Origin of the sequence: Pseudomonas sp. BSw22131 (genome assembly GCF_026810445.1) — a bacterium.
GTDB classification, from domain to species: domain Bacteria; phylum Pseudomonadota; class Gammaproteobacteria; order Pseudomonadales; family Pseudomonadaceae; genus Aquipseudomonas; species Aquipseudomonas huanghezhanensis.
Genome location: NZ_CP113949.1, coordinates 3,533,143 through 3,557,115, shown reverse-complemented (window position 1 = coordinate 3,557,115; position 23,973 = coordinate 3,533,143). Strand labels below are relative to the sequence as shown.

Here is a 23,973-nt window from a genome sequence, read left to right as displayed (position 1 = left end):
CGATCAGGTCAGGCTGTAGGCGAAATCGCCATCGCTGCCCAGTCCGATGGTCAGGCTTTGAATCGGTTTGTCTTGCGCCATGCGTTCGAGCACGCGCTGAGAAAGTTCCGGCATCAGTGTTTTCGACAGGATGTTGTCGATGTTGCGCGCGCCGCTGTCGACCTCGGTGCAACGTGCAGCGATGGCCTTGATCAGCGCGTCGTCGTAGCTCAATACCGCTTGGTGGTTGCGCTCGAAACGCTTGGCGATGCGCGCCAGTTTCAGGCCCACGATGCGCTCCAGAATCTCGTCCTGAACCGGGTAGTACGGCACGATGGTCAGTCGACCGAGGAACGCCGGCTTGAAGACCTGATTCAGCTCGTCGCGCAGATCTTCGACGATCTCGTCGGGCGTCGGCGGCTGATCGGTATTCAGGCAGCGCTGCATGATGCGGTCGGTGCCGGTGTTGGACGTGAGGATGATCACCGTGTTGCGGAAGTTGATCTCGCGGCCTTCGCCGTCGTCCAGCACGCCTTTGTCGAACACCTGGAAAAACAGTTCGAGCACGTCCGGGTGGGCTTTTTCGACTTCGTCGAGCAGCACCACGCTGTAGGGTTTGCGGCGCACGGCCTCGGTCAGCACACCGCCTTCGCCATAGCCGACATAACCCGGTGGCGAGCCTTTGAGGCTCGAAACGGTGTGGGCTTCCTGGTACTCGGACATGTTGATAGTGATGACATTGCGCTCGCCGCCGTACAGCGTGTCGGCCAGCGCCAGGGCTGTTTCGGTCTTGCCGACGCCGCTCGGACCGAGCAGCAGGAACACGCCAATCGGCTTGTTCGGGTCTTCCATGCGGGCGCGGGAAATCTTGATGCGTTTGCCGATTTCATGCAGCGCATGGTCCTGGCCCAGCACGCGCTCGCCCAGCAGTACGGGCAGGCGTTGCACGGTGTCGATTTCATCGCGCTGCATCTTGCCCAGCGGGATGCCGGTCCAGCCGGAAATGACTTCGCCGATGGTGCCGCCATCAACCAGTGCGTGAACCAGCGGTTGCTCGCCCTGAACGCTGGCGAGTTCGGCGCGCACCGCTGCTATCTCGCTGGCGTCCGGCTTACCGTTTTCCGGCGTGCTCAACGCACCGAGCTTCTCCACCAGTTCCAGTTCGCGCTGCCATTGCTGTTCCAGCGTCTGGCGAGTGCTCTGTTCGGTGTTCAGCTGTTCGGTCAGGGCAGTCAGGCGGCGTGTGTGGTCGCTGCCTTTGGCGGCTTCCTGCTCCAGCACGGTGATTTCAGCCTGGAGGTTATCGATCTGCCGTTTGCAGTCTTCCAGCGCGCCTGGCTGTGCCGACTGGCCCAGCGCGACGCGGGCGCAGGCAGTGTCGAGCACGCTGACGGCCTTGTCCGGCAACTGCCGACCGGTGATGTAGCGATTGGACAAGCGCACGGCCTGTACCAGCGCTTCGTCCATGACCGTGACCTTGTGGTGCTCCTGCATTTTTGCCAGCAGGCCACGCAGCATGTGGATGGCTTTGTCTTCGTCAGGCTCTTCGACCTTGACCACCTGGAAGCGGCGGGCGAGGGCTGCGTCTTTTTCGAAGTACTTTTTGTACTCGGCCCACGTGGTGGCGGCGATGGTGCGCAGCTCGCCACGAGCCAGCGCTGGCTTGAGCAGATTGGCCGCGTCGTTTTGCCCGGCCTGGCCGCCTGAGCCGATCAACGTGTGAGCTTCGTCGATGAACAGAATGATCGGGTGCAGGCTGCGTTTGGTTTCTTCGATGACCGACTTGAGGCGGTTTTCGAACTCGCCTTTCACCCCGGCACCCGCTTGCAGCAAACCGAGGTCGAGGGTGTGGATAGCCACGTCCTTGAGCACCGAAGGCACGTCGCCCAGCACGATACGCAGCGCCAGGCCTTCGACCACGGCGGTCTTGCCCACGCCTGCTTCACCGGTGAGGATCGGGTTGTTCTGACGACGGCGGGTGAGGATGTCGACCATCTGCCGAACCTCGAACTCGCGGCCCAGTACCGGATCGATACGGCCGTCCCGCGCGCTTTGCGTCAGGTTGATGGTGTATTGATCCAGCGCAGGGGTTTTGCCATTGCCTTTGACCGGGTTGCTGCCATTGGCATTGGCGCTCGCCAGAGGCTTGGCCAGTGCGGATTCCGCGCTACCTTCCACCAGCGCGCCAAGGTTCAGGCGCAGGTCGTCGGCGTTGATTTTTTCAAGCTCCGGCGCCGAAGCCATTACCACGCGTCGCAGCTCGTCATCGTCAAGCAATGCCTGCAGCAGATGCCCGGTGCGGATCTGTGCCTGGCCGAATTCGATGGACGCCAGTACCCACGCCTGTTCGATCATTCGCGTGATGTGCGGCGACAGGGCAGGGGTGCGCGTATTGCCCTTTTTGAAGGTGCCAAGCGCCGTCACCAGCTGTGCTTGCAGGCGGTCGGGCACTACGTCGTAGTGACGCAGGATCGCCGGCAGGTCGTTGTCGTTGTTGTCGAGCAGTTGCAACAGCAGATGCTCGACTTCGACGTCGTAGTGATGCTCCGACAGGCACAGCGCTGCAGCGCTTTCTGTGGCGGTGCGGCTGGTGTCGTTCAGCTTGGCGAACAGGGACTTCAGGTTCACAGGGAGACCCCATCAAAAGGAATGTGATAAACGGCGCAACGGGACGGTTCCGCGTCGACGCCCGGACGTTTGAGCCAGCCAAGCCAGCCCAGGGCAACATTGCCCTGGCGACCCAGGCGGGCAGGAGGTACGGCTTCGCGCTTGAGCGAGGGTGCGAGCTGAAAATCCAGTTCGGCGCCCACGTAGAAACGCACCAGTTCAACCACTTTCTGGTAGTCGACCGTGCCGGGCTGAAAGCGCTGATAATCGGCAAGCTCCAGCGGACCGACTTCGATGCGTACGCAGGACTGGTAGTCCCAGACGCGATTGCCGGCCACAGCGCTTTGCCCCAGTACCGCGTTCTTGCGGCCCAATTGCGTGCATTGGCTGGCGTCGAGTTTCAACCAGCGCCCGGCGAACTGCGCGACCTTGAACGGCAGCGAAAAATAAAAGCTCAGCATGACTTCCAGGTTCAGTGCGTTGCGTGGCTTCTGCGCGAACATCCCCGAGAAGTAACTGAACAGTTCCCGACGCAGCGGTGAGCCGTCCTTGTCGAATTTCTGCTTCTGCGCTTGCGGGCCGAACCCCACGAGATTGAGCAGGTAGCGGTCGAAGCCCGAGGTGCCGTTGCGCTCGTACTCGATGTAGAACTTGTACTTCTGCCAGGCCTCGTAAAACAGCGTGGTCATGCGGTGCGAAAAAACGTCGAGAAACGCGTGCGCCGCGTCATCGCGATACTGAATATGGCGTTCCATCAACAGCTCGGTGTACGGACGCGGCAACACGCCGGACGGCCCGACCAGCCCCATGAACGTGACCTGCACCTCGGACAGCGGCAGCCCTGCGGTCGACACTTTGCCCGGACGCTCGAACTGCAAATCGCTGACTTCACTGGCGGGGAAGTTGAGCGACAGCTGCGAACGAAAGCGCAGAGGGTCTTCGTGCGGGCGCGTTTCCAGGTCCATTCGCCCGGTTCTGCTGTAATGCAGGCGGAGCAAACGCACCAATTGGAAAAATTCGAATCGGTGCGGCTCAGCCCTTGCCTGGTCGATCAGACCAGGGGTTGATCGCCGGTTCGTGGGGGCCATTGGACGACTCTCTTTTCGCGCTGCAAGGTGCGAAGGGTTAATTGGGTAAAACTGTTCATCGTGCAGTACTGACCGAAGAAGTGGTCGAGCACCATGCCGAACAAAAACACGCCACTGCCGGTGTACTGGCTTTCATCGAGCTTGAGGGTGATGCCCACGCCGCGAACGAAGTTCGGACGCGGATGACCGATGCGCGCAACCACCGGCTCACTGCTGACCGAGACGATGCCGTTGATCTGTTTGCGGATGGCCGACACGTTGCGGTAGTTGTAGAGCGAGAGCAGTTCCAGCAGCACGTCGCGGCCATTGGCGACCAGCGACATGTGGTTGAGCGAAAGGTGTGAAATCAGTCGCCAGATTACCCCGTTGCCCAGCGGTACACGCACCGTGGCGGTGGGTTTGCGCAGGCAGCGAATGTCCTTGATGACCGACGCTGCAGGAATGCTGAAATCCCCGCGCTCGCCACCAAAAGGCAGCATCAGTGGCAGGTCGCGATTGCTGCAGGTGATGCGGATACTCAAGGTGTCGTGGTTGGAGTCGATCAGTTCCAGGTCGCGGTCCACGACCCGGATGAACATGTTCGATCCGTCGCGCTGCTGGGTTTGCACCGCACGGCGGCGGGCAATCCAGAAACTGCTGCCCGGGCCTTGATCGCCACGCGGCTCGAAGAACGGATGACAGGTGCCGACCTGATCGATGCCGCCGACTTTCTTCACTCGGCGCACGCGATCGATCGATACCACTTCCGACGAGCTTTGCAGGCGCACGTCTGGCGTAACGGCGTACTCGTGCTGGGCGTGGGTCAGCTTGATCGGCTCTGCCTGCTGACGGAACAGGTTGATGATCGGCGTGCAGTTGAGCTTGAAGTTGTTGCGCCCGATGTTCTGCGTCAGACGCACCAGGCGGTCGGTCAGGTCGTACTCGGAGAAGTAGAAGTTGATCTCGATATTCTCGATGTTCTTGCCCGCCAGAATGCGCGCAAACCCCGAGAGATCGAAGAACATGAACTTGTCCGGAAACGTGAAGTACTCATGCAGCAACCGGTAGCCCAGAAATGAGCGTTCCGAGTAATCCACCAGCCCTTCGTCCCGGGCATAACCGACCGACTTCAGTGAGCCGACAGGCAACACGACTTCGCGGGTTCGGCCCTCGTCTTCGAACGACAGCGTGGCTTTGGCCAGGTTATTGAACAGCAACTCATAGAGCTGCAGCATCAGCGTGCTTTCGCCGTCGAGGAAGAAGCGCAGGCTGTCCATTTCCATCACGCCAAAATGCACGTCGGACGTAGCGTTAAGGCCGATGCGCAGGCGTGCAACCAGATCCGCGCTGTGACCGTTGAATGCCGAGCGCTCCATCTCGATGAACGAGGCGTGCTGCACGTTGATCGGCCACAGCTCGACCGGGTAGCACGTGCGGAATTTGCAGACCACGCCTTCAACCTGATTGGCGTGCAGTTCGGTGTGCCGCGCCACGCGGTAGGCCTCTGTGACCTTCTCCTGCTTGCCGAGGTTGAACTCCACAATCGACATCGACGGAGTAGGGCGCAAGTAATGCGGGTACAGCACCTCCAGAAACGACTCGACGATTTCCGGAAACTCGTCGTCGAGTTTCTTGTGCACGCGCGCTGCCAGAAACGAAAACGCCTCGATCAGGCGTTCGGTATGCGGGTCTTCGCAGTTATCGCCCTCGATGAGCAACCGCGACGCAATTTTCGGGTACTGGCTCGCAAACTCCTGGCCCAGAAAGCGCAGGTGCGAGAGTTCCTTTTCGTAATAGGGCAGCAGATCGTCGAGCATCAGTTGAGGTTCTGCACTTTGTATTCCTGGGTGTTGACCTGCAGCACGGCGTCGAAAGAAACCTGACGCGAGATATCTTGCAGACGCAGTACCGCGTCCACGCGAAATGTCAGCATGCGTTGGCCGGTTTGTTGAGCAAGGAGTTGCACTTTGACGCTGCGAAATCGTCGGTCACCGAAGGTGATCGCTTTTTCCAGTTGCCGCTGAATCAATAAACGGTCTTGCGGGTCGAGCACGCTGCGGCTGGTGAAATCCGGCATGCCGTAGTCGAGGATAGTGCCGTTGAGAATGGCGAAATCCTCGAGCTCGGCAGCGACTAGCGACTGGCGAGTGTTCACCAGAATCTCGAGGTCGCGCACGATGCTGGCCTTGTAATCGGCCAGCGAGCACAGCCGCTGTGATGACGCTTCAACGGATTGATGCGGACGGTCGTCGAGCAATCGGTCAAGCAATGAAGGCAGCATTTTGTGTTGATTACTCATGCTGCCTCCCTGGCAACGTCACCGTTTAGCCGCGTGTCGATTGCGGCAGTTCAGCGACCAGACGCAGAGAAGCCGTCAGCTCGTCGAGTTGGTAGTGCGGGCGCAGATAGGTCACGGCCTTGTAGACGCCAGGCTTGCCGGGTACTTCGAACACTTCGGCACGCGCTTCGCGCAGCGGGAACTTGGCTTTGGCTTCCTGGCTGGCGGTGTCGTCCAGCAACACGTAGCTGGACAGCCACTTGTTGAGGAACATTTCCACGTCTTTGCGGGACGCGAAACTGCCGATCTTGTCGCGCATGATCGCCTTCATGTAGTGAGCGATACGCGAGGTGGCGAAGATGTATTGCAGCTGCGCCGAAAGACGCGCGTTGGCGTTGGCGATGTCGGTGTTGTACTGCTTTTGCTTCTGCGCCGATTGCGTGCCGAAGAACGCTGCGTAGTCGGTGCCTTTGCAGTGCACCAGCGGGATGAATCCCAGGTCCGACAGCTCTTTTTCACGACGGTCGGTGATGGCGATTTCGGTCGGGCACTTGAGGGCGATTTCGCCGTCATCGGTCTTGAACGTGTGAGTCGGCAAGCCTTCAACCAGACCGCCGCCTTCCACACCGCGAATCGCCACGCACCAGCCGTAACGCGAGAACGCATCAGTGACGCGAGTGCCCAGTGCGTAAGCAGCGTTCATCCACAGGTATTTGTTGTGGTCGCGGCCATCGACGCTTTCCACGAAGTTGAATTCTTCAACCGGCGTGGTATCCGGGCCATACGGCAGGCGACCGAGAACGTGTGGCAAGGTCAGGCCGACGTAGCGGGAGTCTTCCGAGGCGCGGAACGACTTCCACTTGGCGTATTCAACGGTGTCGAAGATCTTCGCCAGGTCACGCGGACCGGACATGTCGGTAAACGAGTCCCAGCCGAACAGCTCAGGCGATGCAGCCGAAATGAACGGCGCGTGCGCAGCGGCGGCAACGTGGGAAATCTCTTCAAGCAGGTACATGTCTTCCGGGCTGCGGTTGAACTCGTAATCGCCCAACAACATGCCGAATGGCGCGCCACCGAAGGTGCCGTATTCTTCTTCGTAGATCTTCTTGAACAGGGCGCTCTGGTCGAATTCGGACGAGGCCTTGAGGTCGCGAACCAGGTCTTTTTTCGACGCATTGAGCAGCTGGATCTTCAGCGTGGTGCTGGTCTCGGTCTGGTCGACCTGGTATTTCAGACCGCGCCACGACGCTTCCAGTTGCTGGAATTCACGCGCATGCATGATCTCGTTCATCTGCTCTGACAGCATCGCGTCGATCTCGGCGATGCGTGCGTCGAGCACGGCGATCAGGTCTTTGCTCGGGGTCATTTCGCCTTCGAGCACCTGACCGACCAGTTCGCCGATCAGGTCGCGGGTGCGGGTGCGCTCGGTTTCGGAGCGCGCCACGCGGCTTTCGGAAATGATGCTGTCCAGAAGAGAGGATTGCGGGGCGAAGTTTTCCACTTCAACCAGATCGCTGTCCTGCTGAGTCACGGGTTGCTTATCGGTCATCGTCAGGCTCCTCCTTACTCTTTGTGGTCAGTGGCGGGAACGGCGGCTTCGCGACCGAATTCCTTGCCCAGGGTTTTCAACTTCTCGGTGTTCTGCAACACGTCCATAAGCAGCTCTTCAAGCTTGTCGTTGCCGCCCATCTTGTTGCGCAGGTCAGCCAGTTTGTTGCGCACTTCGAGCAGCTTGCGCAGCGGCTCGACCTGCTTGACCACGTTCTGTGGCTCGAAGTCTTCGAGGGTATTGAAATTCAGCTCGACGCCCAGCTGCGTGCCGTTTTTGGCCAGGGTGTTGTCGACCCGGTACGTCAGGCGGGGCTTTATGCCCTTGAGGACGCCGTTGAAGTTATCGCGGTCGATGAAGATGAACTTGCGATCCTTGAGCTTCGGCAGAGGCTCCAGCGGGTTGCCGGAGAAATCGCCCAGCACACCCACGACAAAGGGCAGCTCTTTCTTTTCCTGAGCGTCACCGATATCAACGTCGTAGGTGATATGAACCCGAGGCGCGCGGACGCGGTCGAGTTTGTGCTGGGTACTTTCCTTCTTCGCCATCGTGGTCTCCTGAGCGAGCTACTCGCTGAAAGTCATTTGCATCCGTGCCTACAATTGGGCCGGCGCGTTACAGTCCTTCGATTGTCAGCAGAAGGCGCTGACGGATTTCATCGTTCATTTCCAAGATGTTGTCGTGGCCCACCAGTTCTTCGAAGCTGGTGTTGCCGGCAATCTGGGTACTGCTGCGGATGACCGATTCATCGGGCAACTCTGCACGCACCGGAGAGCTGATGACACAAAACGGCAAGTCGCCAAATTCCTTCAATCGCTCGAAACTGACCGGAAAGCGCAAGCCTTCGAACAGGCGGCTGACACCGGGCGATTTGCTCAGGCAGTAGAACAGCACCAGGTAATGCACTACGTAACGATACAGTTCGGCGCTGCTGCGATTGGGGTCTTTGATGACGTTGCGAAATTGCGCCAGATCGAACGAGCTGAAACCCACCACCCAGCGCACGGGGCTGGTGATGCGGATGGTCTGGCCGCTCTGTTCGAGAACCTTGTCGTACTCCAGCGCAAACAGTTGCGGCGTAGTACTGATGAGGTTGAGTGGCACTTCCAGTTCGTTGACCAACTGGAACGGCGCGGCGGAACCGATGCGGTCGAAGAGTTCTTTGAACTCTTTGAAGTGGTGCTGGGTTTCCCGACCACTGCTGCGCGGCGCGCCCTGCAAGTACTCACCGAAGAGCGTTTGCGGGCGAATCAGCAACGCGAGCGTAGACAGGTAGTCCGATGCCTGCGCCTTGAGCGCGTCGGAGATAGCCCGGGTCTGCCTTCGCAGCTTGATCAATGCTTCAACATCAAACGTCTGAGTCATCGGTACATCGTCCTTGAACCCCTCCCGATCACGTCCCGGTGAACCCGGGCGGACGAAAGAAGCTACGAATTTCTCACTGCACACCCGCTCGCCATGCGCCATTGCCGATGACCGTCATCGCTAATCGCACTGCCACGTTAAGCAGGAGAGGAATGCTGGCAAAGAGGTGTCTAGTAGCCAGTACTGTGGTCTATGTCTGTCAAATATGTAGGAAAGTTCCCACAAGGATACGATCTTTTCTCAAGGCTGTTACATTTCGCAATAATGACCTAAGGCCACTACGTGTCATTTTCTTGCCTGAAAATCTGCTCAAACACACGTGTTTGAAGGCTCTCAGCCTGTTTTTTGGCACGGATTCACGCATCAAAATAAGTGTGAAAAAGATTAAACGGTTCACCTGATCAAACAGCGTGAGGTCGGTTATAGGTTCTGCTCTTGAGCGGAGTGACTTCAGAGCTGAGGCGGATTCTGCTGTTCGGCTGCAGCAGAGGGCGGGTGACTTCGGTGGCGAGCGACCTGTCCGCTTCAGTCGATCCCGACCGCAGCCGCTGGTAATAGGAAGTTACATCCAAACGGATAACGCGGTATAACGCCGTCAGCGTGGCGCGTAGCGGGGGACTGTGCGGTGTGTCACGCGTGCGCAGACGCTTTCGGGCGTTTGTTAAATGGACTTTGTGCCCGCTAAGGATTGCCATCGGCGACGCACCCCTGTGAGCCTGTCTCATGAAAACCTTGAAGCTCATTGCAGTACTGATCGTGTTGCCGTTGTGTCTGGGCTTGTTCGGCGCGTGGGAATTACAGCGCAGTACCGAGAACAGCCTCTACCTGATAGATACCCGGGCCAATCTCAAAGACATCCGGTCCCAGCTTGAAGAGATGGCGGCCAAACCCGGTTCACGTTCGATTAGCATCGACTTTGACGGCCAGCGGGTGGGGGTCGAACTGGCACTCTCCCGCGTGACAGAAGCCGAGAGTGAACTCAACACCCTGCAACCTCTTGATAGTGTGATGAACGGCTTGGCCAAGGCGGTCATCGCGCTCGGCCTGCTGGCGACACTCGTCGGTGCCGCGGGGATGCTCGGGTTGGGATGGGCTGGCTCCCGGGCGCTTCGCTCACGCGAGCAATTACTCGCCACGTTCAGCCGTGTAAGCCGGATTCTGCCCTTTGTGCTGGTGGGCCACATCATTGCCATGGCCGCAGCCGTGGCGGCCATTCTGGCGTACGAGGGCCTGGGGCTTTGGCACATGGGCCGTATGTCCTCCGGGGAGTTGAAACTGATGCTCGCTGCGCTGATGGTCGGCGCGGTTTGTCTGTACTCGATCTGGACAGTGGGCAAGCAGCTGGGCGTCATGCTGAGCATGTTCGAGTCCACACCGATGCAGGTGTTGGGGCAAGCCGTCAGCCCTCAGGAGGCTCCGGGCCTCTGGGCTTTTGTTAGCGATCTCGCTGAACGACTCGGCGCACTGGCCCCGGATCACATCGTGTTGGGCATGACAGAGGGTTTTTACGTCACCTCCAGCGACGTCGACCTGCTTCCGTCCGCCACGCAGCTTAAGGGCCGAACCCTTCACGTGCCGATGATGTACCTGGGTTTGCTTGATTCAGCAGAGACAAGCGCGGTAATCGGTCACGAACTCTCGCATTTCGCGGGGGCGGACACTGAGTACAGCCTGCGCTTTCTTCCGATCTACGATGGCATTGGCCGCAGCCTGGGCGTGATCGCCAGCACCATGCTCAGCAGTGACTTACTGCAGCGCACGATCCTGCGTCCGGCGTTCATGCTTGGCGTGTATTTCATGGAGCGTTTCGATCACGCGGTCAATCACTGGAGCCGTGTGCGGGAACTGGCGGCCGATGCTGCGGGCGCGCAACTGTCTGGCAATGGGGCGGCGGCGTCAGCGCTGTTACGCATCTCTGCCATTGATCCTGTGTTGCAGGAGTCGGTATGGGGGCACGTCGCCAAAGCGACCAATCCAACCCCAGAGCACACGATGACGCGCGACTTGCCGACCACGGTGCTGCATGAGCTCGGCATTCAACCGCTGACCCTGCCGGAAGAAGAACTCGCCACTCAGTTGCCGCATCCCTCCGATACCCATCCCTCCAATGGCGAGCGTATTGCGTCACTGCAGGTGAGTGTCGCAGACGCCGTCGTCAATGGCACCCGAGCTGTGGACGCCGCGCAGGCGTGCGTTGCGCTTGATGGATATTTCGCGGACCCGCAGGCGCTCCGTGCCCGTATCACCGAAGACTTTCTCAATCACTACGTGAGCCGTGACGCTGCGGTCGTCGAGGAACTGCGCACCCACGCCAGTAACGTGACAGGCGATGTGGTCCTGCACGAAGGCGCTCGCGTACGGGGCATCATCACGTTGATCATCTTGGGATTATTCGTGCTCGTCGGAGTCGCCGTGCTGGCGTTGCCGTTCCTGTTTCCGGAAAAGCTGGGCGGCGAAAAGGCCATGATCTTTATCGTCGGCGGTGCGTTGATTGGCGTGATGCTGTTTGTGCTTCCGTATTCGCTGCGTCTGTACCGGCGCGCTGACAAAACTGCACTTTCGCTAACGCCCGACCACTTCGCGTTTGCCAACCTCAAGGCGCCGATCCCCACTCGGCACATCGCCGACTTTGGTTTACAAGTGGGGCAGGGTGTAGTGCTGAATATCCTGCTGGAAGACGACGCGCCGTTGCCTGAAGTGGCCTCGCGCTCGTTCTTCGCGCCGGGGGCCAAAGTCCTCAAGAAACAACGCTGGGTGCAATTGCAACTGACGCAGTTTTGCCGCGACAACAAAAAACTCAAGGATCAGGAGCTGGCGGACTTGATCGGTACCTACCTCAGCGCGGGCACTGCGCGGCACATACTGCAGCAGCGGTTTGAGAAGACGTAGTTTCAAGAACGCTGTCTGGCCGACCGGTACTCCCGCACCCTGCAGTTTTCAGTCTGTGAGTGACGCCACGTAAAGCTGTTCGTAGCGCGTCATGGTGTCAGCCAGTCGCTGCCTCAGGTATGCATTCGCATGCCCGAGGGCAGCCAGAATCTGCTCGGACTCGACCAGATAGGACGCTCGCTTGGCCTTCGCCCAAGTGGCCGGCGCCGATTGGAGATTGGTGATCCTGTCGCACAGTTTGATGGACGCCGCTTCACAGGAGTGGCTGGCGATACCCTGGAAATAACGTGCTTCGGAGAACGGCACGATCAGGTTCTTGCTCAGACTCGCCACAGTTGAAGAGACCTCTGCGCCAAAGACTTCTGTCAGCGCTTGCTGCGTCGTGGGCGTGTCTTCCAGAACGTCATGCAGCAACGCGGCAGGAACAGCGATGGCCAGATCACCGACCGAGGACTCCCGGGCTGCGAAAATCAGCTCATTGGCAACCATCGCGACGTGGGTGGTGTAGGGAAGATCCGACCCCGTCATTTTCTGCCCAAGGTGGGCGTGAGAGGCGTACAGCCAGGCTTTGTTGTAAAGGCGTTGCAGGTCGTCAACAGGCATTGGGACTGGCTCCAGAGCAGGTCTTTTTTGCGGGGAAAACTTTCAGATTGCATTCCAGCGGGCAACTGGATTTTCAGGCCGTGGGCGATCTGATCGCCGATGCAGTGGGGCGTCTTGCGGGTGAATGGAGCTACCGTTGCAATAGACGATCCCTGATATGTTTAGCGCCCAGAGCATCCTGTGTCTTCGAGTGGAGGGTCAATACTGACATGGAATTTCGCGGATGAAGCTTCTGGATCGTTTGAAAGGGTGCTTTGGCCGCATACCGAATGCGGATGAGCCCGAGGCGGTTCGGGTTCCGCCACCGAGCGACGAAGGCGAGACGTTGTCGCGAGTTGCGCGAAACCTGAGTTGCCCTGAAGTCGAGTCGGACATTGTGTCTCTGACGCATGCGGCGCAATCGGCGAGACAGCCCAGCGAGCCCGCTCCTCGGGCTGCGGACATGGACGAGCTGCTGTCCTATCTACCCAAGCTTTACCCGGACGGAGTTGCCATCAAAACCTATGTCTTTCGCGGATGCTGGCCCGAGTACTTCGATGTCGTGAAAGACTTCTACCGCGTCATGGCCAATGAATGCTGGACCGATATCGATTACATCGCCCATGGCGCTGCGGTTATGTTGGTCAACGAGACCTGCATCGCCCAGGCGAGCCTGGCAGATATCCAGACCATGCTGACGCTTTGCCTCAGGGGAGAGCGCTTTTGCGATGGACATCATGGTTCGGTTATCGAGAAGGGTTATGTGCTGAATGTGTTGAAAAGGTTGGCGGTGTTGCGGGAGGAGGTGGGTGGTGAAGTTTGCAGGGGCTTGAGCTAGCTCTTTGGCTTGGCTGATGTTTGTTTTGGTGGATGGCTTATGGCGAGGGAGTGGGGTTATGGGTTTTGCTGGGTCGGTTGAGGTCGTGTCTGGGTCTCAAGGGGAGGTTGGAGGATTCGGACTCGTCTTCTGACTCTGTGGAGGGAGGGTTGCGCTGGCGGGAGCTGCCGGAGGAACCGTTGTCGACGCCGCCGCCCGGTTGTCAGTCGGTTTGGGAAAGAGATGCTGGGTTACTTGTCAGGTATCTGGGCTAAGCCGAGGTTGGATATAGACAGTCGGTATTGGTGCAGTTGCGCTTCCTGCCGCGTCCTTGGTGGCGGGGGTGGCCGTTAGCTTTGTTTCAGGTGTATTCGTACAATGGGTCGTAGTTCACACTGGACTGATAAGGCGGTCGGCGACGCTTTGAAGATTGAGGATAGTAAATGATCGGCTCCCAGAATATTAAGGAGATTAGTTGGGCTTTTTTTGGGGTCTTGATTTTTTTTATGGCATTTGGGCCTTCAGGTTTAAAGTATTTTTGGCAAGTGTTCTTTGTTATGGCTTTACTTGCATTCGTATGTAATATATATCTTGTCTATGTGTGTGAGAGCATTGTTTTTTATTTGGCTTCGATAGTTTTTTCGGTTGTCGGCGCATTTTCTTATATGGCCTGTACGGCGGCTTACATGATTGGTGCAAGTTTCTGGGGGAGAACAAGTATTGCTGCCCTAATGGTAGGGCTTTTTCCAATGGGCGTCACATTGTTATTGTATTTGATCTTGGTAAATGGTAAGCCGTCATTTCATCCATTTGTTTATGATGGAATTAAGGTACAGCCACGTCCGCAAAACAAGCAAAAAACATCCAGCGCCTACAGCCTTCTTTTGGTGGCCGGCGCAACCACCTTGGCGGCAAGTATTTTTACCAAAACTGTCGGTTTCCTCACTACCGGTGTGGTTGTCCTGTTTGGGACGCTAGCTGTTTCCGTGACATTCTTATTTTATGCACGCCACATAATCCGAGTCCTACGCACCCTTCGCATCCAACAAAAAACCATGCCCATCCCCTACACCTTCATGCAGATCGATGAAATTCGTGAAGCTCGCAGTCGTTGGTGGCTGAGCAGATTTTTCAAGTGGGTCGCTTCCTGGCGCAAGTCGCCGGGTGGCTGATGTACGTTTGGTGGACGGCTTATGTCGAGGGAGTGGGGTTATATGGATTTGCTGGGTTGGTTGAGGTCGTCTCTGGGGCTCAAGGGGAGGCTGGAAAAGTTTTTGCGGGATTCGGACTCGTCTTCTGGTTCTTTGGAGGGAGGGTTGCGCTGGAGGGAGTCACCTGATGAACCGTTGTCGCGTGTGCAGCAAAATCTCAGCTGGTTGCCGGTTTATCAGGCGCCTGAACCGTTTTCGACGCCGCCGCCCGGTTGTCCGTCGGTTTGGGAAAGAGATGCTGGGTTACTTGCCAGGTATTTGGCCTATGTGACCGCCGCCGAGAAAATTGGCTGGCGAGCGCTGTCGCAGGCTTCCCGGGAAACAGGGCGTGAGCTTGCAGCCGAATGGCGGTCGAGAGGGATCGATCTTTCCTGCGCCAAAGCCACCGAACAAAGTGAGGGGATTTACTGGTACTTCCAAGGCGCAGCCATCGCTTCACTGTTCGCGGACGGGCCGAAATCGGATGCTTTCGCCCGCTACAGGAAAGATGTTGAATCGTATCGGCGGTGGCGCATGGCGGGCGGTCAGGTGCAGTTGTTTGATGAGTATGTGAGCGTGATTGCTTCTGAAGCACAGCTCAGGCCGGGCACAGAGTGATTTGCTGAGTGGCACCTGTCTGAGCTTGCCCGCGAAGGCAGTGTGTCAGTCGATATGTTCGTTTCAGACCATCGTGTTCGCCAGCGAGCCGGCTCATACGGATTGTGTATACGCCGACGATTGTTTGCGTTGCCAAGATCCCCTGTAGGAGCGCGCTTGCCCGCGAAAGCAATCTGCCTGTGACGAATGGTTTGCCTGACGCACCGCTTTTTCGCGGGCAAGCGCGGTCCTACAGGTAAGTAGCGGCTACCGAAGAGGCGCGTTCGACGCAGGACCTCTGAGAGGTTGCTCGCGATGAGGACTCCATTCCTCCATGTATTCCGATTGCCTTTGAGAGTGCGTAGTCATAATCAAGATGTAACTCTGCTCGATACTGATTAAGGCGCTCCGCCCAACCGTCTCCATTTCCGGCATTTGGCACCGCAGATATGCGGGTCATCACTGCTCTTGTCGGAATGGTATTTTTCATTCCAGGGGCCGTGATCCTATAACTTCAACCCATTTGGTTCCAAGGGATCAACAACTACCCTCGCGGCAAGTCCCTAGTCCAAAGGTGATTTCAGTAATAGGGTTTATTCGTCGGCGAAGTATGCTTAGATATCTATATTCTTACACAAAAAATATTGTGACCATACATTTTGCAATATGCAAAAAGATAAGGCTCGTAAAGCAGGGCCTGAGTTATAGTGTTTTTTTCATCATTTCTTGGATTATCTGGTAAGTTTTAGTGTTTCGCCCGTCGGTAAGCTCAACATAGAATTTGCTGTATGCCTTCGAAAGGTCATCATATTGCTGCAGGTCTGTATCCGCTAGCAACTTGTAACCTGGAATATCTCTTGGTTCCATTTTTTCATGAATCATTTCATTTTCAGCATCTATAATTAAAGGCTTCATCTGTTCATATAGGCGCAATGCAGCGCGGTCTTTTGACTTGTAAAATTCGAGTTTTTCACGTAAGTCCAGCGCCGCCTGCTTTAATGTTGCAGTGTTCATGTGGATTCCTAATTATCGATTTCGCCATTTAGTTTCAAGGAAGCAACAACTACACTTTTCGGCAAGTCTCAGGTCCAAAGGTGATTTCAGTAATAGGCTCGGCCTGGCTGCTGGAGTAGCGGTAGGTGATCTTGTTCCCAAGTTCAAGCAAGAGCAGATAGGCTGTCTGGCTGCACAGCGCCTTCTGGATCTGCTGAGTAAGGTAGCTCTCGTAGTACACCCGCTCACCTGGCCGATTATCAAAGCCATAAAGCGTGATCTTGTAGAGCACGTTGTGATTGGCGTAGGAGATGTTGTCGATACGGGTTATCGGGTCCAGCATGATGGGAAGTTGTTTCTGTTGCTCAGCAATGACGCTTTCAAGCGCTTTTTCGCTGTCCTGGGCATAGGTCGGTGAGATGCAGGCCATGGTTGCCGCTAAGGCAAGCGCGAATGGGCTCAGGCGATACAGGGTCAAATTGATGTTCCTTGTTGTCATTCGCAAGCCTATTGATTCGGACGTGTGTTTTTTGGGTAGGAGGTTTTGCAGTGTGAATTTGGCTCGGGATGACCCTGGCAACTGGATCTTCAGGCCGCATCCGCGATGGATGGCTATGTAGTAAGCGTCCACTGGCGCTTTTAGCGGTCAACTGTATTCAGAATCATGCTGTCAACACAAACCAGTGGTGTTGTTGGTTCTATGTGAGCTAAGCCTACCAAATTGCTCGGTTGTTAGGCTCATATTTATCGAACTCCTGCATTTCTTAGTGTTGGGATCAGTTTCTATTTATCAAATGATACGGTAGTGATTTTTCCATTTTCACAGTTAACGGAATAGCTAACTCCGTTCCAGTTGCCAGAAATAAGTTCCTTATTCTCGCTTATGTATACATTCACATACGGCTTATCTTTTTGCGTGCCATGTGGGCTTTCTTCGATTTGCCAGAGAATTTCTCCATAAAATCCGATGCCAAAAACATTCCTGTTAAATATTATGCCGACTGGGGTTTCACTCTAACCACTATGAAATTATGGTGCGTGAATGCCTCTTCTATACTGTGCAGTATACCGATCATATGCCCGTCGATGGTGAGTTTTCTATTGGAAATAACAAATGGTATTTTGTTCATTGGCCGAGCCTTACTGTGTTGTTAAATGTGGACGTTGGCAAGCGTTGGAGGCGCTAGTATTGCGTAGCATTCCCTATCCCTCCGAAAACTGGATTAACCACGCCGGTTCTGACTCGATTTCCTGCTGGTACTGATACTTCCGAGATAAAGGGTGGGAGTTCAGGGAGTGCAAGTTTAGATTTAATTTCTGCGGCTGTGAGTCCTTCACTATTCGCCCCAAATAATTTTCTGGCTCCACCTAATATCTGAAATAGCTCTTCGCGGATAGAGAAATCGTCAAGTGCTGATTTCGAAATGCATTCGTAATGCTGATACTTTTCCTTCAGTTTGGTAAGTGTTAATCTTTGGGGTATTTCCTTTGGCTCCCATACTTTTTCATCGGATTCACTCCGAGTTGCGTTGGTATGATGTCCGATATGACTGAATACCAATTCCATAGACGTCCTCCCGGAACCTCAAACTGCGAACGCTCTTTGTCCGTTCCAAGGGGCTCCACGGTGAAGGTGTGAAGAAAATTAATGTGCTATACGTGATTCTGATGTCTTGATTTAAATAATCTTAAAGCGTCGGACTCTCCACCTGTGAGTTGAATGTAGAAGGCTGCGTACGCCTCCGACAAATCATTGTACTGTTGTAGTTCAGTTTCAGTTAAAGCTTTATAGCCCGGTATATCTCTGATCTCCACTTCTTGCAAAATAGCTCCACGTTCGGCACGATCCAGTAAATTTTCAAGCTGAGCCAGTAATGCTGCTGCAGTCGTATCAATAGCGACATAGTTATTTAGGACGCGACGCAGCTCTCCAGCAGTTGTTTTTAACTCGGGCATGTTCATTACGTATCCCTTATTTAAATTGGTGGCTGCTATCCTCGGTTGAAAGTATTCGCCTCTGTACGGATCATACTTGCTACGATTAAAATCGCATGAGATGCTTTCTATATATCATATTTTTTTCTATCCTCACGAAAGAGCTTTAAGGCCGGGGATTCTCCCCCCCGTAACCTCTATTGAAAAACGCGCAAATGCCTCTTCAAGGTTGTTATATCTCTGCAGCCCTTTTTCACTCAGCCTGTATCGACCTGGAATTTGTCCCCATTGTATAGGTGTGTTGAATCTTCCTGTTTTTATTAGATTTAATAGCGGCTGTAAGTCTGCCTGCAATTCAGCAGCCTCGTGATCTTGCTGTGCATAGATTTTGAGGTTTTTCTCTAGCTCGATAGCGGAACTTTCAACGTCTTTAATATTCATTTTAATTTCCAATGGTGCCTATTTTTTCTGCGGGGGCCCAATAGGATCTATTGGGTATCACATATTGTAGTGCGCCCACAGTTTTCTCCACTGCCACTCAGCCATCTATTTATTGCGCATTCCCGATCCAAGGCTCGCCCTGCGCGCACCAATGCTTTCCACGCTGCCAACCACACCCGCTTTCACCGGCCCACGCGTGAGGTAGGTGACGATTGCTGTGAGCAGCAGCACTATCAGTTGCTCCTTTCTGCGAACAAGTAAGTGGGCGACGCTTTCGGGGCGTCCATCGATCAGAGCACCAGAGCCGCTTGGCAGGTCGGGTTCTGGGACTTGTAGCCATTTTCGGCATGCCACGCGGTTGTTATGCGTTCTTGGAGGACCGAGAGGCGGGCGGGAAGGTCTTGGTAGAAATATTCGTCGATGGCGCACATGCCTTGGCCTAGCCACAGACCCATCAGAATCAAATTACCGACCTGCAAACCTAGCCGCCACCGCCACCGACAGCGGCTACCGGTCATCGCCGAATCGGAAAACACCCGTTACGCCTCTAAAGATTGAGCTGGTTGCTACGCTACCGCCCAGAATCCTGGAGACTTCTTTGACCAGTTTCAGTAATACCGGGAGGTTCTGCTCGATCTTAATCGACGCTCATTTGCGTTTCAGATATTACTGAACGAAGGGTAGGAGAGGGCGATGGCCCGGCGAAAATTGTCGATGCGGCTGCCCCCCCACGTAGCCATGGGCTTGGGCGCCACTGCCCTATCGCCGCGGGGGAGCCCTGCCAAACGTTGTGAGCGCTTTGCGGCCCTTCGCTGAAACTTGATTGGACTGGCTGAATTTATCAAGGCTCTGCCAAAGATCGCCAAAAATTATGATAGAAAGTTGTCTCTGTTGCTCGGCAATCACGCCTTCAAGCGCTTTTTAGCTGTTCCGGTCATAGGTCCGTGAGATACAGACCAGGATTGCCGCTAAGGCAAGCATGAATCGGTGTAGGCGATACAGGGTCACATTGACGTTCCTTGTCGTCTTTTTATCTAAATTTTTGCTGACTGCCGCTCACCCCCTGTTGTCGTGAGTCCCGCAACAACTTGAGTCGATTAGCCTCGCTGCTGGATGTTTCCAGTCCCAGCTGCTGCCATATTCGCGGATAGATTCCGTGAATTAAATAGCCGTCCCTCTTCTACTACCCGGCTTCTGGATCAGCAACTCGTCTAGCTCTCTGTGGCGGCATTTGGTGACGAACGCCAGTGCGGCATTGAGATCCTTTTGAAAAAGGTCAAACTGCGCACGGTCAATTTCGTAATATTCCTCATACTCAATCCTGTCATTTCTAACAGGAAATGAAACATAGAACTTTCCGGACGTTTCCTCTATACCTAGTGAGAAGCGTTCCTCGCGGTTAAAGTAGATGTCTGTAAAATCCATAATGTCCTCTACGGTAGTGGAGTTGTTGTAAATCGATCCGCGGATATCTCTCACTGATGCCGGCAAGTGTCCTCGATCACGTCGTGCAGAAGCGCGGCGGGCATGGCGATTGCCATATCACCGATGTCACTTTCCTGGTCCGCAAAAATCAGCTCGTTCGCGACCATTGCAACATGGGTGGTGTACGGCAGATCTGCCCCCTTCATCATCTGACCGGCGTGAGCCTGGGAGGCGAAGAGGCAGGCTTTGTCGTACAGGTGCCGCAGGTCGGTAGACGTCAATCGTTTAACCCCGGAAGTGGGTGTTTGCTAAATCGCGCTGCCTCGGTTCCAGCCTGGCTTTTCCATCAGCAACTCGTCGAGTTCACGTCGGCGGCAGCGGTTTACGAATTGAACTGCTGAGGCAAGATCGTTCTGGAACCGTTCGAACATGTGCCCGTCAATTGCATAATATTCTTCGTAGTCCGCGAAGCCGCTGCTTACGGGTAATGACACGTAGAACTGGCCTGAGGTTTCTTCGACTCCCAGAGAGAACATTTCTTCTCGGTTTACCTGGATTCGCTTGTATTTCATGTTCAGCAACCTACATTTTTGCGAATTCGTCTGTGAGCGGCGCCTGATCGTGAAGCTGCTCCGCCAGATGCTGAATATGTGCTGACCATGCCACCTTGGCGACCCATTCTTCCGGCATGCCTGACACACCGTACAGCGCACCGGCCAACTGCCCCGTGACGGCCGCAACCGTATCGGCATCGTCTGCGAGGTTTGCTGCGAGCAATACCGCATCCTTGAAATTATCGGTAGTCCAGACTGCCCAGAGTGCGGCTTCCAATGTATCAATGGCATAACCGGTGGAGCGGATCTGGTCGCGGGTTTTGTCTTTGTATTCACCCGCATTTATGATCATCGCCCGGGGTTGCAGCGGTCGAACCCTTGGCGCGCATAACTCCGTTTTGTCTGCGCCGTTCAGCGCCAGATGCAATTGCGCACCCAAAAGCTCGCAGCAACTTACCGCTTCCAGAGCACGATGGGTTGCGCGACTTTGGCTTTGGCTGTCCCGCCACGTGGCAGCCAGGCTATGACGCCTGAAAATAGCCGTCGGTGCCAATCGCATGATGGAACCGTTGCCAGCGGTATTGGGTTCCGTGTTGCCAAGCCAACCCAAACCTTGTGTTAGCCATCCATCCAGCGCAGCCCGCGTGGCATTACCGATGTCGAAACAAACACCGTTGACGCTGTTAGATCCCTGTTTGTACCACTGGCAGAGCCGGTCCAGATAATCGCTGGAGTCGAAGTGTTGGTGAGCGAGATACGTTTCCGCCAGGCACAGCGCCATGCTCGTGTCGTCCGTCCACTCGCCAAGCTTGAGATGGAAGGGGCCTGCGCCTTCCAGGCCATGAACGTGTTTTTTGTCACGGGGCAGAAACTCAAGTGTAGTACCCACCGCGTCGCCTATGGCGAGACCCAGTAGCGCTCCCTTGGCTCTGTCCAGCGACTGATCATGGGTGAGCGAGGAACGGCGGGCGCGTAAACATTCAGGTTCGACGTAGGTGTCGCCGCGCGGTGTAGCTTGCGGCAAAAGAGAGTCATATCGATGGGCGTATTCGCTGACAAATAACGTTGGGCTGCGCAGGTCGATCATGGGATTTTCTTGCCTCCTTGGTCTGGAATGCTTGCGTCACGTAGGAGCTTATAGGTTCGCGGGTACGAAATCCGGGCCGTTAGGCTTTCCTCGGCGATTGCCAGGCGAGTAGATGATAGCTTCGGCACCATGGGATTTTCGTATTTGTCCCTGTACTTCCATCTGCTGGATTTCGATGCAAATAATCAACTTGATATCTCAGAAGGACAAATCGATGCTGACGATCTTTTTGCTCCAACGCTTCGCTATCGCTTGTCTCGTCTGGTGCTAACCGGTTGAGGAGGTCCTCTACACTGGACGAAATTAAAACATATCCCCGGCCTTCATTCGCTGCGTCGTGTACCCATTAATGTACCGCTCCAGTTGCCTTATCGATGCAAAACTGATCGCCCATCGGCGACTCGCCGAATGTGTAGGTGTTGTCCGGGATTCGTGCGGAATGCAGCTCGTTCCTGTGGAAGATGTTGTATCTGTCGCCTGATAGGCCATAGATGAGGTAGTAGGTCCCGGTCCGGGTCGCGAGTTGTGTACCTCGGGGGAAGACTACTGCTCCGCCTAGATCGGTTGTTAGATCCAGCAATAGATCCTCAGTCTCAATGACGCATCCCTCCGGCAGAGGTTTGTTAATCAGGCGAGAGGTTGGGTTTGCGCAATGATCCCCGAGTGCTTCAGATGGTCTTTTGCTGATTGTAATCATGTTGCCGCTTCTGACCTGATGACCCGGTGCCGATCCTTCAAATTATTACGCGCCATCAGGAACGTAGTCAGGGCCGTTGAGCCTGTCCCGAACGTGGTGAGCCGTGCGCACCAGGGGATCCCACAAGCCCGCAGTGCTGTCCCACGGAGCGCTGGCCCAGCGTTGGTCGGAGGTCAACTCGGCCCTGCGGTCTGCCGTGATTTCTGTCATCGGCTCGGCATCGCTGCTCTTGTGGTGTTGAAGCTGAGACTGCCGCCACCCTGCGGTAAGCTTGTTGACTTACAATCATCCAGTCCCGGTCGCTACCCGCAGGCTACTAAAGATTATTAGGCACGAAGTCGGGACCTTCAAACTTATCCCGAACGCCTAACGCCATGCGCATCAATGGCTCCCAGAGACCTTGCTTACTGTTCCACGACTCGCCTGCCCACCGCGTGTCGTTAATCAATTCAACTTTGTTGACCTCAAGTTCGTGCTTGAGCGTACCTGCGATGCCGTCTGTATCCATTTCAAAAAGCTCACGATAATTGCCGTCAGGATTTGACTTCTTTTGGGTCAAGCAATAGTGGTAATACTGGATCCAGTCGGATACAGCATAAATCGCTCGATTTTTGTCTGGGTAGGTTCCCAGAGCCTTCAACATTGCTGTTGCAAATTCGCCGAGAAACGTTTCATCTTTGGTCCTGATCCAATAGTCGAGCACTAGTAAGTCGAAGGCATTGTGTACATTTTGTGGTTCTTTTGTGTCTGCCTTGGCTTCTTGAAAATAGAAAGGCTCGCCGACGATAAATTTGTCGAGTGCGCCGTCCGCTAGCGCGATAAGTAGCACATTGTCCAAGCTATCTGTCATTGGATTTGAGTCCTTGCGCAGTCAATTGCACTAATAGCCACCGCTATCTTTTATTTGGTGGTTTCGCTGCTGCTCATAGTGGGGGCGGCATTCATCATGAGCATCCTTTCGATTCCAAGGGCCAAAGCCTGCCCGGCCCACGTGACGGAACTTTCCGGCAGCATACTGGTGATCCGCGCCGATCGGGTAGTGCGGGACAATGCTCAAGCCAATCACCCGACATCGGAGCCTGGTTATCCCGAGGCTTGAATTCGCGCATCCATTTCAGAGACTGGCGTATTGCGCCCGGTAGGCCAATGTACAGATTTGCAAGCGCATGCTCATTTTTGGCTCGATTCAAATAGCGTGCAAGAATGCCATCGAGCAACGACTAACGGATGCGTTTATGACACTGCCCCACTTTATCTACCATCCCGATCCCATCGGTACCGGTTCGGTGCAACCTTCTTCAGCCACTTGCGTGAGTTGCGATCAGGCGCGCGGCTACATCTCCGCGGGGCCGGTATACGCCGTTGATGAGTACGAAAACTGCATCTGCCCTTGGTGTATTGCCGACGGGAGTGCTCACCAGCGCCTCGGCGCGACGTTTGTGGATGACGAAAGTATCGGCCTGGATGGCGACGACACGCTGAGCGAGGCGCAGATCGCCGAAGTCTGTCAGCGCACGCCTGGTTTTAACGGCTGGCAGCAAGAATGCTGGTTCACTCATTGCGACGACGCGGCCGAATTCATCGGTAAGGCCGGCCATACAGAGTTGCTTGAAGTGGGGCCAGCAGCCATCGCCGCCGTTCAGGACTCAACAGGATTGGAGGAGGGGCCGCAGTGGCAAACGTTTCTCACTGCGCTCAACAAGGATCATGGCCCTACCGCCTACCTGTTTAAATGTCGCCACTGCGCCACGCTAGGCGCTTATCAAGACAACCATTGACGCCCAACGTTGAAGGCTATGAATAAAACCGAATGGCAAGCCCTCAAGCTCAGGCTTAAAAAGTACTTTGTTCAACGTCGGCGAAGGATTTTTACAATAAGTCTGTGGCCAGTCAGCCTACAAACGTTGCTTCGTTTTTTGGG

The 23,973-nt window shown here is 55.4% G+C and carries 24 protein-coding genes and 3 pseudogenes; 6 read left to right on the top strand and 21 right to left on the bottom strand.

What is annotated here, in order from left to right; all coding sequences use genetic code 11:
- Window positions 1-3: 3 nt before the first annotated feature.
- The 7 genes from tssH to OYW20_RS15930 form a co-directional block, all read right to left on the bottom strand.
- Entirely contained in the window at window positions 4-2,607 is a 2,604-nt protein-coding gene (gene tssH / locus OYW20_RS15960) for a type VI secretion system ATPase TssH (protein ID WP_268796918.1), read from the bottom strand.
- A complete protein-coding gene (tssG, locus tag OYW20_RS15955) occupies window positions 2,604-3,674 on the bottom strand; it encodes a type VI secretion system baseplate subunit TssG (RefSeq protein WP_268796917.1) in 1,071 nt (356 codons plus the stop codon). Before tssG ends, tssH begins: the two co-directional genes overlap by 4 nt.
- Window positions 3,638-5,470 carry a type VI secretion system baseplate subunit TssF gene (gene tssF, locus OYW20_RS15950; protein WP_268796916.1) on the bottom strand — a complete coding sequence of 611 codons (1,833 nt, stop codon included), beginning with the start codon at window positions 5,468-5,470 and terminating at the stop codon, window positions 3,638-3,640. Before tssF ends, tssG begins: the two co-directional genes overlap by 37 nt.
- Complete coding sequence (gene tssE / locus OYW20_RS15945; protein ID WP_268796915.1) at window positions 5,470-5,952, bottom strand: type VI secretion system baseplate subunit TssE; 483 nt, start codon at window positions 5,950-5,952, stop codon at window positions 5,470-5,472. Before tssE ends, tssF begins: the two co-directional genes overlap by 1 nt.
- A 25-nt stretch (window positions 5,953-5,977) precedes the next feature.
- The gene (gene tssC / locus OYW20_RS15940) at window positions 5,978-7,480 is read right to left on the bottom strand and encodes a type VI secretion system contractile sheath large subunit (protein ID WP_268796914.1); all 1,503 of its coding nucleotides are present in this window, start codon (window positions 7,478-7,480) and stop codon (window positions 5,978-5,980) included.
- A 14-nt stretch (window positions 7,481-7,494) separates the two neighbouring features.
- Complete coding sequence (gene tssB / locus OYW20_RS15935) at window positions 7,495-8,028, bottom strand: type VI secretion system contractile sheath small subunit (RefSeq protein ID WP_268796913.1); 534 nt, start codon at window positions 8,026-8,028, stop codon at window positions 7,495-7,497.
- 67 nt (window positions 8,029-8,095) lie between these two features.
- The gene (locus tag OYW20_RS15930; RefSeq protein WP_268796912.1) at window positions 8,096-8,845 is read right to left on the bottom strand and encodes a hypothetical protein; all 750 of its coding nucleotides are present in this window, start codon (window positions 8,843-8,845) and stop codon (window positions 8,096-8,098) included.
- Between the two features lie 723 nt (window positions 8,846-9,568).
- On the opposite strand from OYW20_RS15930, the gene OYW20_RS15925 reads away from it, so the two are divergent.
- Window positions 9,569-11,734 (top strand): M48 family metallopeptidase, encoded by a 2,166-nt coding sequence (locus OYW20_RS15925; RefSeq protein ID WP_268796911.1) that lies wholly within the window; start codon window positions 9,569-9,571, stop codon window positions 11,732-11,734.
- Between the two features lie 48 nt (window positions 11,735-11,782).
- Here the strand turns inward: OYW20_RS15925 and OYW20_RS15920 are convergent, their stop codons facing one another.
- Window positions 11,783-12,337, bottom strand: a complete 555-nt coding sequence (locus tag OYW20_RS15920; protein ID WP_268796910.1) for an HD domain-containing protein — start codon at window positions 12,335-12,337, stop codon at window positions 11,783-11,785.
- A gap of 406 nt (window positions 12,338-12,743) precedes the next feature.
- Here OYW20_RS15920 and OYW20_RS15915 point away from each other — a divergent pair.
- From OYW20_RS15915 to OYW20_RS15905, 3 genes and pseudogenes are all read left to right on the top strand, one after another.
- Window positions 12,744-13,154, top strand: a pseudogene (locus tag OYW20_RS15915) (DUF6508 domain-containing protein); the annotation flags it as partial.
- 422 nt (window positions 13,155-13,576) lie between these two features.
- A complete protein-coding gene (locus OYW20_RS15910; protein WP_268796909.1) occupies window positions 13,577-14,305 on the top strand; it encodes a hypothetical protein in 729 nt (242 codons plus the stop codon).
- Window positions 14,306-14,347: 42 nt separating this feature from the next.
- Window positions 14,348-14,941 carry a hypothetical protein gene (locus OYW20_RS15905; protein ID WP_268796908.1) on the top strand — a complete coding sequence of 198 codons (594 nt, stop codon included), beginning with the start codon at window positions 14,348-14,350 and terminating at the stop codon, window positions 14,939-14,941.
- A 681-nt stretch (window positions 14,942-15,622) separates the two neighbouring features.
- On the opposite strand, the gene OYW20_RS15900 is transcribed toward OYW20_RS15905, so the two are convergent.
- The 13 genes and pseudogenes from OYW20_RS15900 to OYW20_RS15845 all read right to left on the bottom strand — a co-directional run bounded on the left by OYW20_RS15900 (window position 15,623) and on the right by OYW20_RS15845 (window position 22,902).
- A complete protein-coding gene (locus OYW20_RS15900) occupies window positions 15,623-15,934 on the bottom strand; it encodes a hypothetical protein (protein ID WP_268796907.1) in 312 nt (103 codons plus the stop codon).
- Window positions 15,935-15,983: 49 nt separating this feature from the next.
- Entirely contained in the window at window positions 15,984-16,391 is a 408-nt protein-coding gene (locus OYW20_RS15895) for a hypothetical protein (protein ID WP_268796906.1), read from the bottom strand.
- 705 nt (window positions 16,392-17,096) lie between these two features.
- Complete coding sequence (locus tag OYW20_RS15890) at window positions 17,097-17,480, bottom strand: hypothetical protein (protein WP_268796905.1); 384 nt, start codon at window positions 17,478-17,480, stop codon at window positions 17,097-17,099.
- A pseudogene (locus OYW20_RS26340) lies at window positions 17,474-17,539 on the bottom strand (hypothetical protein); the annotation flags it as partial. The pseudogene OYW20_RS26340 and the gene OYW20_RS15890, both read right to left, overlap by 7 nt.
- Before the next feature lie 27 nt (window positions 17,540-17,566).
- Entirely contained in the window at window positions 17,567-17,875 is a 309-nt protein-coding gene (locus OYW20_RS15885) for a hypothetical protein (protein ID WP_268796904.1), read from the bottom strand.
- 126 nt (window positions 17,876-18,001) lie between these two features.
- On the bottom strand, window positions 18,002-18,289 hold the full coding sequence (locus tag OYW20_RS15880) for a hypothetical protein (protein ID WP_268796903.1): 288 nt from the start codon (window positions 18,287-18,289) through the stop codon (window positions 18,002-18,004).
- Window positions 18,290-18,394: 105 nt separating this feature from the next.
- A complete protein-coding gene (locus tag OYW20_RS15875) occupies window positions 18,395-18,520 on the bottom strand; it encodes a hypothetical protein (RefSeq protein ID WP_268796902.1) in 126 nt (41 codons plus the stop codon).
- 930 nt (window positions 18,521-19,450) lie between these two features.
- The gene (locus OYW20_RS15870; RefSeq protein WP_268796901.1) at window positions 19,451-19,714 is read right to left on the bottom strand and encodes a hypothetical protein; all 264 of its coding nucleotides are present in this window, start codon (window positions 19,712-19,714) and stop codon (window positions 19,451-19,453) included.
- Between the two features lie 65 nt (window positions 19,715-19,779).
- Window positions 19,780-19,995, bottom strand: a pseudogene (locus tag OYW20_RS15865) (HD domain-containing protein); the annotation flags it as partial.
- Window positions 19,996-20,022: 27 nt separating this feature from the next.
- Window positions 20,023-20,286, bottom strand: coding sequence for a hypothetical protein (locus OYW20_RS15860; RefSeq protein WP_268796900.1), 264 nt, complete (start codon window positions 20,284-20,286; stop codon window positions 20,023-20,025).
- Window positions 20,287-20,296: 10 nt separating this feature from the next.
- A complete protein-coding gene (gene tri1, locus OYW20_RS15855; protein WP_268796899.1) occupies window positions 20,297-21,355 on the bottom strand; it encodes an ADP-ribosylarginine hydrolase Tri1 in 1,059 nt (352 codons plus the stop codon).
- A gap of 742 nt (window positions 21,356-22,097) precedes the next feature.
- A complete protein-coding gene (locus OYW20_RS15850) occupies window positions 22,098-22,262 on the bottom strand; it encodes a hypothetical protein (RefSeq protein ID WP_268796898.1) in 165 nt (54 codons plus the stop codon).
- Between the two features lie 106 nt (window positions 22,263-22,368).
- Complete coding sequence (locus tag OYW20_RS15845; protein ID WP_268796897.1) at window positions 22,369-22,902, bottom strand: hypothetical protein; 534 nt, start codon at window positions 22,900-22,902, stop codon at window positions 22,369-22,371.
- Between the two features lie 96 nt (window positions 22,903-22,998).
- Here OYW20_RS15845 and OYW20_RS15840 point away from each other — a divergent pair, with 96 nt between their 5' ends.
- Window positions 22,999-23,151, top strand: coding sequence for a hypothetical protein (locus tag OYW20_RS15840; protein WP_268796896.1), 153 nt, complete (start codon window positions 22,999-23,001; stop codon window positions 23,149-23,151).
- A gap of 136 nt (window positions 23,152-23,287) precedes the next feature.
- Window positions 23,288-23,830: a CbrC family protein gene (locus tag OYW20_RS15835; RefSeq protein ID WP_268796895.1), complete on the top strand. Its 543-nt coding sequence runs from the start codon at window positions 23,288-23,290 to the stop codon at window positions 23,828-23,830.
- Window positions 23,831-23,973: the final 143 nt, after the last annotated feature.